General features: G+C 45.3%; 12 protein-coding genes. 8 read left to right on the plus strand and 4 right to left on the minus strand.

All coding sequences use genetic code 11. From position 1 onward, the window contains the following. Positions 1-39 precede the first annotated feature (39 nt). The 4 genes from QUA97_RS12905 to QUA97_RS12920 all read left to right on the plus strand — a co-directional run bounded on the left by QUA97_RS12905 (position 40) and on the right by QUA97_RS12920 (position 6,007). Positions 40-3,249: a glycoside hydrolase family 15 protein gene (locus QUA97_RS12905; RefSeq protein WP_194068172.1), complete on the plus strand. Its 3,210-nt coding sequence runs from the start codon at positions 40-42 to the stop codon at positions 3,247-3,249. A 190-nt stretch (positions 3,250-3,439) separates the two neighbouring features. Further along, positions 3,440-3,784: a hypothetical protein gene (locus QUA97_RS12910; protein WP_194068173.1), complete on the plus strand. Its 345-nt coding sequence runs from the start codon at positions 3,440-3,442 to the stop codon at positions 3,782-3,784. 47 nt (positions 3,785-3,831) lie between these two features. Then, positions 3,832-5,022 (plus strand): DNA cytosine methyltransferase, encoded by a 1,191-nt coding sequence (locus QUA97_RS12915; RefSeq protein WP_228050079.1) that lies wholly within the window; start codon positions 3,832-3,834, stop codon positions 5,020-5,022. 34 nt (positions 5,023-5,056) lie between these two features. Continuing rightward, positions 5,057-6,007, plus strand: a complete 951-nt coding sequence (locus QUA97_RS12920; protein WP_333194796.1) for a PmeII family type II restriction endonuclease — start codon at positions 5,057-5,059, stop codon at positions 6,005-6,007. Positions 6,008-6,052: 45 nt separating this feature from the next. Here the strand turns inward: QUA97_RS12920 and hisB are convergent, their stop codons facing one another. Next, a complete protein-coding gene (gene hisB, locus QUA97_RS12925) occupies positions 6,053-6,691 on the minus strand; it encodes an imidazoleglycerol-phosphate dehydratase HisB (protein WP_194068197.1) in 639 nt (212 codons plus the stop codon). Between the two features lie 233 nt (positions 6,692-6,924). Further along, positions 6,925-7,701, minus strand: a complete 777-nt coding sequence (fabI, locus tag QUA97_RS12930) for an enoyl-ACP reductase FabI (RefSeq protein ID WP_194068175.1) — start codon at positions 7,699-7,701, stop codon at positions 6,925-6,927. A 318-nt stretch (positions 7,702-8,019) separates the two neighbouring features. Between fabI and ntcA the strand changes: the two genes are divergently transcribed. The 4 genes from ntcA (at position 8,020) to QUA97_RS12950 (ending at position 12,752) form a co-directional block, all read left to right on the plus strand. Further along, a complete protein-coding gene (gene ntcA, locus QUA97_RS12935) occupies positions 8,020-8,685 on the plus strand; it encodes a global nitrogen regulator NtcA (RefSeq protein ID WP_194010494.1) in 666 nt (221 codons plus the stop codon). Positions 8,686-8,762: 77 nt separating this feature from the next. Beyond that, positions 8,763-10,472, plus strand: a complete 1,710-nt coding sequence (locus QUA97_RS12940) for a DUF3084 domain-containing protein (RefSeq protein ID WP_333194799.1) — start codon at positions 8,763-8,765, stop codon at positions 10,470-10,472. 277 nt (positions 10,473-10,749) lie between these two features. Further along, positions 10,750-11,874 carry an SUMF1/EgtB/PvdO family nonheme iron enzyme gene (locus tag QUA97_RS12945; RefSeq protein WP_333194801.1) on the plus strand — a complete coding sequence of 375 codons (1,125 nt, stop codon included), beginning with the start codon at positions 10,750-10,752 and terminating at the stop codon, positions 11,872-11,874. 482 nt (positions 11,875-12,356) lie between these two features. Next, entirely contained in the window at positions 12,357-12,752 is a 396-nt protein-coding gene (locus QUA97_RS12950; RefSeq protein ID WP_333194803.1) for a pre-16S rRNA-processing nuclease YqgF, read from the plus strand. 129 nt (positions 12,753-12,881) lie between these two features. Here QUA97_RS12950 and QUA97_RS12955 read toward each other — a convergent pair whose 3' ends face one another. Next, a complete protein-coding gene (locus QUA97_RS12955) occupies positions 12,882-13,331 on the minus strand; it encodes a hypothetical protein (protein WP_333194804.1) in 450 nt (149 codons plus the stop codon). Between the two features lie 595 nt (positions 13,332-13,926). Further along, positions 13,927-15,498 (minus strand): photosystem II high light acclimation radical SAM protein, encoded by a 1,572-nt coding sequence (locus QUA97_RS12960; protein ID WP_333194805.1) that lies wholly within the window; start codon positions 15,496-15,498, stop codon positions 13,927-13,929. Between the last annotated feature and the right edge of the window lie 308 nt (positions 15,499-15,806).

Genomic DNA, 15,806 nt, shown 5'->3' on the forward strand with positions numbered 1-15,806 from the left:
CGCAATTGAACTCGCATCAGGAAAACCAAGGAAAACGAAATGGCGATCGCAACAAAAGAGCGACAAACGAAGTTAGATCATTACTACCAGCAAATCAAAAACGTTATCCTCAAGCGCCAGAACCCAATTACCGGCTTGCTTCCGGCGAGTACCGCCGTTAACGCTCACGGCGACTACACCGATGCTTGGGTGCGGGATAATGTGTACAGCATTTTGGCAGTTTGGGGTTTGGGTTTAGCTTACCGCAAAATTGACGGCGATCGCGGTAGAACCTTTGAACTCGAACACAGCACAGTCAAATTGATGCGCGGCTTGCTGTTTGCGATGATGCAGCAATCGAGCAAAGTCGAACGTTTTAAAAATACTCAGTTGCCGCTAGATGCCCTGCACGCTAAATACAATACTCAAACTGGTAGTATTGTTGTTGGCGATGACCAATGGGGACATTTACAGTTAGATGCTACATCTATATTTTTGTTGATTCTTGCTCAAATGACGGCTTCGGGATTGCATATAATTTTTACAATCGATGAAGTCAATTTCGTGCAAAATTTAGTCTACTACATTGGTAGAGCTTACCGCACTCCCGATTACGGAATTTGGGAAAGAGGCAATAAAGTTAATCGCGGCAATGCAGAATTAAATGCTAGTTCGGTTGGCATGGCAAAAGCAGCGCTGGAAGCAATAAATGGATTGGATTTGTTCGGAGTTAACGGTTCTCAAACATCAGTGATTCACGTTTTACCCGATGAAATTGCCAGAAGCCGCGTAACTTTAGAATCGCTTTTGCCTCGGGAATCTAGTTCAAAAGAAGTAGATGCAGCTTTATTGAGCGTGATTAGTTTTCCGGCTTTTGCTGTGGAAGATAAAGAATTAGTAGAACGAACTAGAAATAAAATAATCGACAAATTGCAAGGCAATTACGGCTGCAAGCGGTTTCTGCGGGACGGACACCAAACAGTTTTGGAAGATGCCGATCGCCTGCATTACGAACCGACAGAATTAAAGCAGTTCGAGCATATAGAATGCGAGTGGCCGCTATTTTTCACTTATTTATTCTTGGACGGCCTATTTCAGGGAAATCAAGCCCAAGTGCAGGAGTACCAGCAGCGTTTGGAATCTCTAGCAGTCGATCGCTCTGGTTTGCCACTACTACCAGAATTGTACTACGTCCCCGCCGAAAATATAGAAGCAGAAAAGCTCAATCCCCGCAGTCAGCAGCGCCTACCCAATGAAAATGTTCCCCTAGTTTGGGCGCAAAGTTTGTATTTTCTCGGTCAATTACTCAACGAAGGATTAATCGCAGTTGGCGATATTGACCCCTTGGGAAGACACCTGTCAGTGGGCGGGCACAGAGAACCTTTAGTGCAAATTGCCCTGTTAGCTGAAGACAAAGATTTGCAAGCAGAATTAGCCACCAACGGTATTGCAGCGCAAACTCCAAAACAGGTAGAACCAATTCAAGTCCGCCAAGCCAAAGAATTATCCGCTATTTACGCGGAGATTGGACGCAACGATTCACTAGGCTTAACAGGCCGCCCCGTGCGCCGTTTGCGGAGTTTGACGACTTCCCGGGTGTTCAAAATTCGCGGAGAGGCGATCGTATTTCTTCCCTCATTCTTGGACAGAGAAGAATTTTACCTAACTCTAGACTACCATTTTCTAGTATCTAAAATTCAAAGCGAAATAGCTCACATTCACCGCCATTGGTATCAGTTGGGACGACCCACGGTAACGCTGATGCTGACTCACGCGATGCTCGAAACCGGCCGCGAAGCACTGCTGGAATTGATGAAGCAACTCCGCGACGGAAACTCAGGAAATACGCCTGTCAAACTCGGAAATCTTAACCAGTTAATGCTGACTGCTGGCACAGAGAGAATAGATTTCATGCAATATTTTGAATTCACTGAATCTCCAGTGACAGGTGCAGTAGAAACCCCCACCTATCTGAGTTACAATCCCGAAAAAACTTGGCCATTGGGTCATACCCAAGAATTTAAATTAGAGTGCGAAACTAATCCTCAATTATTGCTCACCAGCCTGCAAAAATCAGAGAATTTGTACGAACAAATTGAGTTGCTGCATACGCTGATTCGCCTCAAAGGATTAAACTTTGATACAGGATTTGGCGGCGCGGAAGCAACTGTTGAAGTTGTGGATTTACTCAACGAAGTTTATACAAAAGCTGGAGAAAGTTCGCAATCAAAAATTCAATGGGCCGTTGTCCGTCACGCTGCTGGATTGCTGGACAAAGTTGATATCAGCTTGTCGGATGCAGTGACAGACATTTTGGTGAAGCAAAAACAGATTGCTGTCGGGAAAGCCTACAGCGAAGATTCGCTGATTTCGCGACCTGGTTCTTACACGGAAATCATGGACAAAATTCGCGAATTCTGTGGAGAGGACGTTCGCGATAGAGTTCTCACTCAAGAAATTCTGATTTACTTAGGCTTGCTAATTAAAGCCGAACCGCAGTTGTTTAAAGGGTTGCTAACTCTGAGAGTGAGTTACTTTATTTTGCTGTTAACTAGCGAATTAGCCCGCGAATTGCGAGTTACGCAAAATGAAGCTTACGAATATTTAATGCAGCTAAGTCCCTTTGAAATTAAAAATCGCCTGCGCCAAGTATTGGCAGAATATGAGGAAATGAATCAAATCCTCAAACAGCAAGAATCACTGCGTGTCAAACAGCCGGAAAAAGATATTGAATGGGTAGTCGCGCCCGTGTTTGAGGAACCCAAAATGCCTGCGGGTGGATGGCGGCGCAAGCGGCAAATGGAAGGTGCAGTCAACCGCGTACCGAAGGATTTTTATCCGAGTGTTTGGGGATTGCTGCGGCACTGCAAAGGCTTGATTATTGGCGATAAATTAGAGCGTCGAAATCGCTTAGATAGCGATCTTATTTTAGCGGAAATGACCCCAGGCGAAAAAAATTTCGCGCTCCAAATCGAGCATTTGCTAAACAAAATTGTAGCGCCGGAATACCGACAAGTCAATATTGAGGCGCTGATGGAGTTGGCGGCGCTCGCGCAGCGCAACCCAGAATTGAAAGTAGAAGAATACATTGTTTTAGATGTATTAGTCGGTCACGCGGTGCGGCTTAATTGGCTGGGAAGACACTCGGAAAGAGCGGACAGGTACGATGAAGATAAGGCGGCGGCGTGGCAAGGTTTTTACAATACTTCGCCCTACGTTTGCGCGAGTCACGTACTGGATGCTTTCCGGTTCTTGACGAAGTTTGGATAGATTGAAATAAACCAAGCGTGTCACACTCAAATCGAATCCTAGGGTGCGTCAGATAAAATTGTATAACGATTGTCGAGGTTTTCCAATCTGACGTACCTTACTCAAATCGCATTGTTTATTCTTTAGCTAATTGGCTGAATACTTTGGGAAGGTAAGGTAATATAGATTTATGAAGTAGCCACGGCTTGACATGAAACTACCGGATCGCATCACAACCTATAAATACCCGATTAAAAGTCAGGTAGAACTCGAAGCGGAGTTTTATAGCTTTGCAGAAGAATGGCGTGCCCAGACAAGGATGCTGTCATTAGTTACACAAAAGTCAATGCACCCAGCTTATCAAAGAATTATTGGCATGGGACAGCCTGTTGTACCGTTGATTTTTCGCGATCTCGAACAAAAACCAGATCATTGGTTTTGGGCGTTGAGGGCAATTACTGGTGATAATCCGGTAAAGCCAGAGCAGCGCGGTCGAATGAAACAAATGGCTCAAGCTTGGATACAATGGGGAAAAGAACACGGTTATGAATGGTAGGCTGGAATATCGCAAACTCTTGAGATTTCCTAAATACCATACATATTATGAGGCTTAAACTTGTGATTAACAACAAACCGATAACTATTAGCCTCTTTGCTGGAGCTTACGGTTTAGATTTAGGTCTAGAAAAAGCAGGATTTCAGACAGTAAGTTTAGTAGAAATTGAACCTGATGCTACCAAAACTATCTCTCTAAATCGTCCTCACTTATCCCCATGTGCTGTACCGAGAGATATTTGCGAAGTCAGCGCCCAAACTCTCTTAGAAGAAGGCGGACAAATCTTAGGTTTAGATAGACCTCTGCGCGCTGATGAAGTAGATTTAGTGACCGGCGGCCCCCCGTGCCAACCCTTCAGCACAGCCGGAAAACGGGGGTCTGTTGGAGATCCGCGCGGCAGCTTATTTATGGATTTCATACGCATTGTTGATGAAATTAAACCGCGCTTTTTTATCATGGAAAATGTCAAGGGATTGCTGTCAGCTCCGATTCGACATCGACCTCACGATCGCAGAGGTTTAGGTTGCGCGCAATTAGAACATGATGAAATGCCAGGTGCAGCTTTACAAGTGATTTTGGCAGAGATGAAACGCATTGGTTATGAAGTTATGTATGATTTACTAAATACTGCTGACTACGGCGTTCCTCAAGCTAGAGAAAGAGTAATTTTTATTGGTTATAAAGGTAATGATTCAGTTACTTTGCCACTGCCAACTTACAGTCAGAAAGGTACTGCTAAAAAACCAAAATGGTTGACGATTAGAGAAGGATTAAAAGATTTAGTAGATTCTCGGCCAGAATTTGTCCCTTATTCAGAAAATCGCCTCAAGTATCTGCGTCTGTTAACAGCAGGTCAAAACTGGAGGCATTTACCCAGCGAATTACAGCAAGAAGCAATGGGAGGAGCTTATAAATCTGAAGGCGGTAAAGTTGGTTTTTACCGACGTTTGGCATGGGATAAACCGTCGCCTACTGTCACAACCAGTCCCCATCAAAAGGCTACAGATATGTGTCATCCTGATGAATTGCGTCCTTTGAGTGTCAGAGAGTGCGCGCGAATTCAAACTTTTCCAGACGACTGGGTTTTTTATGGCTCAACTGCTTCTAAATATCGGCAAATTGGGAATGCAGTTCCGGTATTATTGGGAGAGGCGATCGGTCAATACCTTTGTCAGGTAATTAAGGGCGATCGAGTTAGAGGAAGAGAAATAAGTCAACAGTTGTCTCTTTTCAGTTAGCTAATATTTAAAATAGAGTTGAGGAGAAATAAAAGTGTCAGAGCAACTTCATGAATTATTAGCATTTGTTTTAGAAAAAGAAGTAGGACTGCCTGCCAGCAAGTCTCGATCTTTCGCCAGTCATTTTGCGGAGTTAGAAGAATTTTTTAATTTACAAGCAGAAACACTCAGAAACGGCATCAGCAGCATATCTGGCAAAAGAGCTCTTAAATTTACTCCCGATGAGATTGAACGCATTTTAGCATTTACATCTTCAGGTAAGCTTTCGCTGCAACTTACTATAGCCGAAAATTTTCTAGCTAGTATCTGTCGGGACTTCACAAGGCGACAGTTAGCTATGGTTGACAATCTAACTTTAGAAAAAATTCATCCCAACCCATTTTTAATTAGGGCGTTAAATCTTGATACTCCTGCAGAAGTTGTCAGACTTAATGTTTATATGGCGGCTACTAGGTCTATTGTTACTTCTATGGGGTTTTTTATTGAAAAACTATTGATATCTTGCTCTGAAAGTGCAGAAAGTCCGCCCGGTAAGTCAGGATGGGATGCAATCAAAACTACCAGTGATGGCGATCGCTGTTGGATACAGGTCAAAAGCGGCCCGAATGATATGGATAAAGACCAGATAGTATATTGGGCTGACAAAATTCAGGAAAAAATTAATGCAGGCGATCGCGCTTATATTGGTATAGCTTACGGCAAGAGAACTAATAAGACTGTAACTTTTGGTCTGCTGAAGCAACTTCTGCCGAATTCTGAAATGAGCACTTTGATCGGTCGAGAACTGTGGGATTTTGTCAGTGAAGATACTGATTTTACTGTAAATTTGTTTGAAGTTTTGCGTCAATCTGCCAGTCAAGTTTTAGCACAAAGTTCTATAGCTGATGCTATAGAAAGGTGTAGCGATCGACTAATCGATCAATTTATCGGCAAGTACGGCGAGGGAAGTCAAGGTGTTTTTAACTATATAGCAGATATATTTTGATTTACAAGTTTGCAGTAGCCCAGAAGCGCTACTGCAAACCCCAAACTACAAAACTCCTTTAGAACTCGGAATCCGACTGGCGCGCCGGGGATCGATTTCTACCGCCATCCGCAGAGCTCGCGCAAAGGCCTTAAACGCCGCTTCGACAATGTGATGTGAATTTCCGCCCTGCAACTGTCGAATGTGCAGTGTCATCTGAGTGTGGTTCACCACCGCCGAAAAAAACTCTTTCACTAATTCAGTATCGTAGGTGCCGATCCGCTGGTTGGGAATTTCTAAGCTGTAACTTAGGTGAGGCCGTCCCGAAAAGTCTAAGACTACTTCAATTAATGCTTCATCTAGAGGGGCGATGAAGTGGCCGAAGCGAGAAATGCCCGATCGATCTCCGACAGCTTTTGCTAGGGCTTGGCCCAAGGTAATTCCCACATCTTCGTTGGTGTGGTGGTCGTCAATCGCCAAATCCCCGATCGCCTGTACGTCCAAATCGATCAATCCGTGAGAAGCAATCTGCTGCAACATATGGTCTAAAAACGGAATCCCCGTGGACGCTTTGCAAGTTCCCACACCGTCGAGATTGAGGCTGGCGGTGACATCCGTTTCCAGTGTCGTGCGTTTCACCAACGCGGCCCTGGCTGGTTGAACCGAATTTGCAGGAGGTACTGGAGGGCGATCGATTATTTCCATAATTCCCAATTTGTCATTCATAGTTATTGTTGATAATTAGTAATTTGGGATTAACACTTTTGTAGCGAACAAAAGACTGTTATTGACAGTTGACTGTTGGCAAATCTTGCTGTTAACTGTCTAAAAACTTCGCTGACAACTGACAACTGACAACTGTCAACTGACAACTGACAACTGACAACTGTCAACTGACAACTGTCAACTGACAACTGACAACTGACAACTGTCAACTGTTACATTCCCATGATTTCGTAACCAGCATCGACATATAAAACTTGACCCGTAATCCCGCTAGAGAGATTGCTGCACAGAAAAGCCGCAGCATTTCCCACTTCCTGCTGAGTCACAGTCCGCCGCAGCGGGGCCACTTCCTCAACGTGGTGGATCATATCCAGAATGCCGCCGACTGCTGACGAAGCCAGAGTCCGAATCGGGCCCGAAGAAATCGCATTTACCCGAATATTTAACGGGCCGAGTTCCGCCGCCAGATAGCGAACATTCATCTCCAGAGCTGCCTTAGCAATGCCCATCACATTATAATTAGGAACTACCCGCACGCCGCCCAAATAACTCAGCGTGATAATGCTGCCGCCCTCCGCCATCAGCGGTTTAGCCGCAGCACAAAGCCGCACCAGCGAGTAAGCGCTAATATCCAAAGCATTGGAGAAGCCTTGGCGGGAGGTGTTGGTGAAATCTCCTGAAAGTTCGTCCTTGCCGGCAAAGGCTAAGCAGTGAACCAGGATATCTAACTTGCCCCATTTGTCGGCGATGGTTTGAAAAGTAGACTCGATTTCGCTCTCGTTTTGGACATTGCAGGGCAAATACAGGCTGGGATTGAGCGGTTCGACAAGTTCGGCGACTTTGCGCTCGTGCTTGCCTTTTTCATCCTTCAAAAAAGTGATGCCGAGGTTGGCCCCTGCTTTGTGGAGCTGCTGAGCTATGCCCCAGGCGATCGAGCGATTGTTGGCAATGCCCGTAACAAGAGCATTTTTTCCGGTCAAATCTATCATCTGTATTTCTTCTCGAAGCAACTTGCACCGTTCTCGTGGGCTATATCCGACAACTCCGCCAGTTTAGACACAACTGATTCAGATTTAACTGATTGACAGACAATTGAGACACAATTGAGATTAATTTGGTTGTGGAGCTAAATGGGCGGAATTGAAAAAGTTAAGAGAATGGCTAGATTTAATATCATACAGCGTGTGTTTAACTTAACATTAGATGGCTGTAACAGAATCCCTGGACATTGGAGGTTGGTCAGTATATTTACTCAATAAGCTTAATCGACAATTTACAAACTATTGATTAGTACAAAGGATCTAGTCGTGACACATGATAGACCGCTAGCAGCCGTGTTCCGCCAAATCAGCGGCGGGGCGTTTCCACCCATTGTGGAAAACTTTGAACGGGGCAAGACAATTTTTTTCCCTGGAGACCCGGCTGAGCGCGTCTACGTTCTGCTTAGAGGCGCTGTGAAGCTCTCTAGGGTGTATGAAGCAGGCGAAGAAATTACTGTGGCGCTCCTGCGGGAAAACAGCGTGTTCGGCGTGTTGTCTCTGATTACGGGACACCGCTCGGACAGATTTTACCACGCGGTAGCGTTTACGCCGGTAGAATTGATCTCGCTGCCGATCGAACAAGTCGAGAAAGCTCTCAAGGAAGACGCAGAATTGCCTATGGTTTTGCTACGGGGACTTTCTTCTCGGATTTTGCAAACGGAGATGATGATCGAAACCCTCGCACACCGAGATATGGGTTCGAGACTCGTCAGCTTTTTGCTGATTCTGTGCCGGGATTTTGGCGTGCCCGGTACGGATGGGATTACGATTGATTTGAAGCTGTCCCACCAGGCGATCGCCGAAGCGATCGGCTCGACGCGGGTAACTGTGACTCGTTTGCTGGGGGATCTCAGACAAGAAACTATGATCTCGATCCACAAGAAAAAGATCACTGTCCACAACCCGGTGGCCTTAAGCCAGCAATTCACTTGATGCCGAGAAAGTATAGGATTTTGGATTTTGGATTTTAGATTCAATCCAAAATCCACCATCCTAAATTTAAAATCGGAATGACTGCTGGATACATCTTGGTATTTGTAATTTTAGTGTTGGGGGGTACGATCGCGACTGTCAGCGATCGTCTTGGGACGAAAGTCGGCAAGGCAAGGTTGAGTTTGTTCAAACTTCGCCCCCGCGACACTGCTGTTGTGGTGACAGTGATGGCCGGCAGCATCCTGTCAGCAATTACTTTGGCCATTTTGTTTGCTACCAGCAAGCCTCTGCGAACCGGGGTTTTTCAAATAGACGAGATTCAAAAAAGGCTCAACCAAGCCCGCAGAGAGCTCAAAGAAACCACTCAAGAAAAAAATCGAGTTGAAACTGAATTAAATGGAGCCAGAACCGCTCAAGCGCAAGCTAAAGCCAATTTAGAGCAAATTAATCAATCGCTCCAAACTGCTAATGCCGAGCAAGCTCGGACAGAAAAAAAATTAAACTCGCTGCGGGCCCAGCTCAACAGCGTGCAAGCAGCCAAGTCTAAAACCCAAGAGCAGTTAAGTCAGGTAGAAGCAGCTAAATCGGACACGGAAGAACAGCTTGCTAGGGTGGAAGCTGCTAAGTCTCGCACCGAAGCACAGTTGAAACTGGTTGAAACTGCCCGATCGACTACAAGAGCTCAGCTCGATCGCACTGAGAACCAATTGAAAACAGTTTCCGATCAAAAAACAGCTTTGAGCTCGGAAATCGCCCAACTGCAAGGGGAACGCCAACAGTTAATCGAGCAGCGAGAGCAGGTGAAAGTTCAAATTGCCCAGCGCGATCGAGAAATTGCCAAGCGAGACGCAGAAATTGCCCAGCGGCAGGAAGAAGTTGCCAAGCGAGATGCAGAAATTGTCAATCGCAACGAACTAATTTCCCAGCGGGACAAGGAAATTGCCCAGCGGGTGCAAAATCTTGCCGATCGCGATCGCATAATTGTCGAGAGGGACAAAGTAATTGCCGAGAGGGAAGCTCTCTTAGAAACCCTCGCACAGCAACAAACTCAACTCGAACAGCAACAAACTTTATTGCAGCAGCAAGTGCAAGTTTTGGAACGGGATTTTCAGGCCATCCGCGAGGGTACAGTTGCGATCAGGCGCGGTCAAATTTTAGCTGCAGGCGTTGTTCGCATCCTGGAACCGGATAAGGCGAGTCGGGCGATCGATCGACTGTTGCAAGAAGCAAATAAAACCACCGTCGAACTGATGCAGCCGGAAAATGCCAAGGTTCCCAAACAGGTTATTCAAATTACTACAGCAGAAATCGATCAATTAATCAGTCAGATTAAAGACGGTAAAGACTACGTGGTGCGAATCGTCGCCGGCGCTAATTACCTGCGACAAGAAAAGGTAATTAAGGTATTTGCCGAAGCCGAAATCAATCGAGTTGTATTCCGCGCCGGAGATGTGATTGCAGCGGTTGCTGTCGATCCGGTGACTTTGACAAACGAACAGGTGCGGGTGCAGTTGCTGCAATTGATCGAAGCTTGTCAATTTCGCGCTCGCTTGATCGGAGTTGTCGGCGGCAGAGTGCAAGTTGCGGACAATCGAATTGAAACTTTAGGTGGTTTTATCGATCGATTGCAGCAGTACGAGAAATCGCTGGAGGTTCGGGCGATCGCCACAGATGTCACCTACATCGCCGGCCCGCTGAAAATAGATTTAGTTGCTCTGGAAAACGGAGCGGTTGTTTTCCGCACCGGACAACAACCACCGGCCGGCCCCGAGGTGAAAGTTAAGTAATAAGTGCGATCGGTCTATCGAATTACAGCCAAGATTTTGGGCAATAAAATTACAATTTTGCTTGACATTTTCGCGCCCTTGACATATCATTAAATCATGGGAATCCGTGCCGCCATATATATAGCAATCGCCACATCAGGCGCGGACATAAATAACCTCAGAAATAGAGCCAATACCGGTCAAGCATAAATGGTTCGATTCCGGTACTATGCAATCATCAACTGCCAACTGCCAACTGCCAACTGTCAACTGTTAAAATGCAGGAGCGTGCGGTGTAATGTCAGAGAATCAAAATGAACCCAGAGAATACGATGCCGTCCGTGGCGGTCAAAGTTCAATTCCTCTCAATGCTGCGGTACTCGGAGGCATACCCGGTGTTAAAAGCCGATTAGCTTCACCCATTATCGAAGTGAAAATCGCCGCACTCTCCGAAGCGCTCAAACATGGAGAAGCAGGTTTAGATTTGATAATTCAAGCATTGCACGATGAATCAATGCAGGTAAAATTTGCTGTCTATTCACTGCTGAAAGATAGAAACGAGAAAAAGATTAGACGACAGTTACAAAACTATTTTCCTATATTTGAATTTGATGTCATCACAGTCGATGCTAAAGGAAAAGAAAACAGTCGCATCAAGTCCTTTGCTCATTACTTCCATGAAGACTTAGGTAATGAAGTTGTACTCGACATGGTTTACATTCCTGGCGGCACATTTATGATGGGCTCGCCAGCAACAGAGCGAGGTAGAGAAGGTTACGAAAGTCCGCAGCATCAAGTAACTGTACCGGCTTTTTATGCAGGAAAATACCCCATCACCCAAGCACAGTGGCAAGCAGTGATGGGAAATATTCCATCGTTCTTTAGGGGTGAAAAAAGTCCTGTAGAAAGTGTAAACTGGCATGATGCTGTAGAATTCTGCCGGAAACTTTCTGAAAAAACAGGCAAGATTTATCGCTTACTTTCGGAATCTGAATGGGAATATGCTTGTCGCGCCGGAACTACAACACCTTTCTATTTTGGCGAGACAATTACCACAGATTTAGCTAATTATGATGGGAATTATCCCTTTGGTGGTGAACCGAAGGGACTTAATCGCGCACACACAATGGATGTGGGGAGTTTTCCTCCGAATCCCTTTGGACTTTATGATATGCACGGTGAGGTTTGGGAATGGTGCAGCGATAAGTGGCACGATAACTATGACGGCGCACCGACTGATGGAAGTTCTTGGGAAACTGGAACAAGTGATTACCGGGTGCTGCGTGGGGGTTCGTGTTGGTACCGTGCGGTTCATTGCCGTGCTGCAAGCCGCCACTTCCGCTCTGCGGGCAACTCGTGCTTGGACGGGGGTTTTCGTGTTGCGGTAGCTTTGGCTGTCCCTTCCTCCCCGTCTTCCCTGTGAGGACTCTTCTCTACTCTTTAGATAGTAGGGTGCGTCGCCATCTACAATTTGCAAATCACATCGACAATATCACAGCGACGCACCGCCCGCACAAGAGAGAAACCGAGTTTTTGCGCGGGGAGTCAAAGAAACCGGGTTTTTTCGATAAATTAAAACGGGGAAGCAAAGATTGTGGCAAAAACCCGGTTTCTGATTTTTGCGCGGAGGTGAAAGAAACCGGGTTTTTTCGATAATTCAAAACGGGGAAGCAAATATTGTGGCAAAAACCCAGTTTTGGATTTTAGACATTATATGGCCGCACGGATTCCCATGATGATATAATATGTCAATCCTGCAAAAAAGTCAAGCAAAATAAGTGCGATCGCCCGCAAAGATTTTGAGACATTCAAAAATGCAAGTGTCAGATTAGATATAGGTTGGCGATTGGGTTTCCTCGACTACAACAGCGCAACTACCAACTTATTAATACAGAACTAATAAATATGATTTTAGGTTTCGATCCGGGTAAAGACAAGTGCGGCATCGCCGTCATGGGTAGAGACAGAAAGGTCTGCTACCATCAAGTAGTACCGTCAGAATCAGCCATATCTACTATTCAATCTTTGTGCGAACAGTTTCCCGTTGAGTTATTGGTACTCGGAGATCAAACGACTTCTAAAAGTTGGAAACAAAAACTGACGCAGAGTTTGTCGCCGGAGATCGAAATTGTTCGGGTTGACGAGAGATTCAGCAGCTTAGAAGCGAAGGATCGTTACTGGGAAATGTACCCTCCTACGGGACTTTCTCGCTTGATTCCGCAGGGAATGCGGACTCCGCCGCGGCCTGTAGATGATATAGTGGCGATCGTCCTGATTGAGAGATATTTGAACAAAAATTAGTCAATTGTATAACTGTTACCACTGATTCTCTTTGATTATTAAGGAATCAATAGGTTTTTGCTTGTCTTAATTTTTTTAAGTGAATCAAATACACCCTAAATTTATCCGATCGTTGAATAACAGTCCGTGTTACTTGATGACAGCTTCGGTCAAGATTAGCTTACCATTCTGCCGCACTTGCAGGCGATCGGGGTTAATCGAATAGATAATATTGCCGTTAGTCGCTTCATAAGTTCCGTCGTCACTTGTAGTTACTTGCATCACATTGATTTGGCTGCCATTTCTTTTGCTGAGGCCTCGGTAAAAAATAGCGCCTTCCTGGGTTTTGCAAATGTATACCGAAAAGTTGGCTGTTGCGAAAGATTCCACCATTTCGGCCTTGGGACATCCCTCAACTTGAGCAATTGGGAACGATCGAGAATGCGGTAAACTGGAAGATGCGGGTTGATTTAGTGCTGTTGCTTCTGCTGGAAGAGTCAAAATGCCGTGAAGCGAAGCTATCCCGAAGGGAATCGCGCTAAGGCCAGCTATAACTAGACCTACTTCTTTAATGCCCTTAACTCTATCTTGATAAAACATCTTGTCACTCCTAGTTTTAACTATATAATTACATCTTAAGCGATACTTGTTTGATATTAATAATATTTAATGTTAGAGGTGGAGTTTGCAGAAAACACGGTATACCCTAGGTTTAAGTAAGGTGTACGCTGCGAACCCTAGATCAGTGAAAATACATAAAGTATGTCAATGCGATCGAAGGGAAACAAGCGCTGGCATTTATGACAGTTTTACGATCTTATGACTTGTGCGCGCAAATCTCAGAAACCCGGTTTCTTCATATATTTCTCGTTACTAAACCTTTTATTTTCGTAGAAACCGGGTTTCTCGCCTCCATGGGCTCGCGAACTGACTCTGTTACACTAATTTAATGGGTCGTTGCCTATATTTCGATCTCCCTAAATCCCCTTAATAAGGGGGACTTTGACCAAACTAATTATTCAGATATATATTCTCTCCCTCTGTGTACTCTGTGTTCTCTGTGGTTGAATCATTCCAAGGAAAGCGGAAACGGTATTACCTATTTATTGCATAATAAAAAGGGAAACAGAAGATACATCTTTCCTCCCATTTCCCATTTTTTTAAGGACAGTTTTCCTGACTGCGAATCTGGTAGTTAGTTCACTGCTGCTAACTGTTTGTCTTTGACTTCCACTGGCGCAGTCAAAGCTGCTTCCAAATCCGCACAGCCGAGTTTTTCCTCCAGAATTGCCATCACTTCACGGCCGAAATCATTGGAATTTCGCTGCCAAGCTTCTAAACAAACTTGCCCGAAAAATGAGCCCAAAGGTTCGGGATTCCACAGCAACTTGCGGGCATTCCAAGGCATCAAACTCATCGGGTCATAATCCGGTTTGAGAATATCCTTTTTAAAGGCGTATTCTTCTAAAATTGTGTGCGGCTGCAATCCGATAAAGAAAATCGCTGGTTCTACTTTATCGACTCCGAAAATGCGCTCTAATTCTCGGTGATAGGCAATTGTTTGTCGGATGGTTTCAAAGGTTTCGTCAATGACGTTAAATGAGTAATTGACGGAAACTACATCGTTGTAACCGGCTGCTTTTAAATCGCGGCAATTTTCCAAAACTACTCGCAAGTTGTAGCCCATTCGCATTTTCCTAACCAGTTCCTGGGAACCGCTGGTGATGCCGATTTCAAAGTAGTTCATCCCCGTTTTTACCATCAAATCGCACAATTCTGGTGTGAGATTGTCCGCACGGATGTAAGCAGCCCAGTGGATGTCTGTCATACCGGAGAGGATGATTTTTTGCAATAATTCGATCGCATCGTCGATGAATTTGCGCGCCGGGATAAATTGAGCGTCGGTAAACCAGAAATTGCGGATACCTCGATCGTACAATTGCTGCATCTCCGCCACCACCTCATCGGCCGGATTGATCCGCACTTGTTTTCCTTCAATCACCGTATAAATGCAGTAACAGCAATTGTGGGGACAGCCGCGCTTAGTTTGGACTCCGAGGTAGAAGTCCATATCCTGTAAATAATAGGAAAATTCCGGCCAAATGGTTTCGATGTAGTTGTAATCGCAGGCGGTTTTCTCGATGTTGGCTGGCTTTTCGTGAATTAGCCGATCGCGCGGCACAGTTTCTCCTACTACATAACATCTTTCCTGCGCCAAATCTTCGCCTTTAATCAACTTCTCCAGCAAAGCTTCGCCTTCGCCCACCGAAACCACAGTCCCCGCCGGCAAACTGCGCCCCAACTGCTCGTAAAACACGCTCACAGCACCGCCACCGACCACTGCGCGGGCTTCCGGGCGGTATTTCCGGGCCCGCTTCAATCCGCGCTTAATTAGTCCCAGATTGCGCCACAGTTCGGTGTAGTAAGACGCGGCCAAACGCAATCCTCCGAGTGCTCCCCGGAATTTTGTCAGCGGATTTTTGGCGTAGTAAAACTCGAAGGCATTTTGTAAGGGATTCCCGCCCCTACCGCCCACGGGCGCGTAAATTTGAATGTCCCGCCAAGAGAAAACTAACAGCGTTGGTTGAAACTCATCGACGATCGCATCCAAACCTTTAGCGTAGTCGAGGGGCGGTACTGCGCCTAGGTCAAAAATGCGCTGTTGAACATCGGGAAACATCTTGTGTACGCTATCGGAAAGGTACACTACTCCGATCGGGAAAATCGGATTACAAGGGAGGCGAACGTACAGAACTCGGTTTTCCATGATTGCTATATCCTAAACTGCGACTTTTCGAGCTATGTTTATATTCTTTTAATATAACTTTACAATCTCTCTAATTTTGGCAATTTAATATTAAATATTTGAAAATTTGGCCGAGCGGTTTAAGGCTGAGTTTGCGAGTTTCGGTCGGTGACAGCAGCCGAAAAAAGCGAATATGTAAGCAAATACAGCGGATTTTGACGGAAAATTGCCGATGAGAGTCAACAATTAGGTATTTTTCTGGGTAAATAGAAATTTTAGGGCGATCGGTCTCTGGTATGTTATTGACACGCTTTAAGACAAAAAATGCA

Source organism: Microcoleus sp. CZ3-B2 (genome assembly GCF_036705055.1).
Lineage (GTDB): Bacteria > Cyanobacteriota > Cyanobacteriia > Cyanobacteriales > Microcoleaceae > Microcoleus.

Excerpts from the sequence above, each read along its gene's own strand:
- QUA97_RS12905 (WP_194068172.1), top strand. The coding sequence starts at position 40 with ATGGCGATCGCAACAAAAGAGCGACAAACGAAGTTAGATCATTACTAC.
- QUA97_RS12910 (WP_194068173.1), top strand. The coding sequence starts at position 3,440 with ATGAAACTACCGGATCGCATCACAACCTATAAATACCCGATTAAAAGT.
- QUA97_RS12915 (WP_228050079.1), top strand. The coding sequence starts at position 3,832 with ATGAGGCTTAAACTTGTGATTAACAACAAACCGATAACTATTAGCCTC.
- hisB (WP_194068197.1), bottom strand. The coding sequence starts at position 6,691 with ATGGAAATAATCGATCGCCCTCCAGTACCTCCTGCAAATTCGGTTCAA.
- fabI (WP_194068175.1), bottom strand. The coding sequence starts at position 7,701 with ATGATAGATTTGACCGGAAAAAATGCTCTTGTTACGGGCATTGCCAAC.
- QUA97_RS12940 (WP_333194799.1), top strand. The coding sequence starts at position 8,763 with ATGACTGCTGGATACATCTTGGTATTTGTAATTTTAGTGTTGGGGGGT.
- QUA97_RS12945 (WP_333194801.1), top strand. The coding sequence starts at position 10,750 with ATGTCAGAGAATCAAAATGAACCCAGAGAATACGATGCCGTCCGTGGC.
- QUA97_RS12950 (WP_333194803.1), top strand. The coding sequence starts at position 12,357 with ATGATTTTAGGTTTCGATCCGGGTAAAGACAAGTGCGGCATCGCCGTC.
- QUA97_RS12955 (WP_333194804.1), bottom strand. The coding sequence starts at position 13,331 with ATGTTTTATCAAGATAGAGTTAAGGGCATTAAAGAAGTAGGTCTAGTT.
- QUA97_RS12960 (WP_333194805.1), bottom strand. The coding sequence starts at position 15,498 with ATGGAAAACCGAGTTCTGTACGTTCGCCTCCCTTGTAATCCGATTTTC.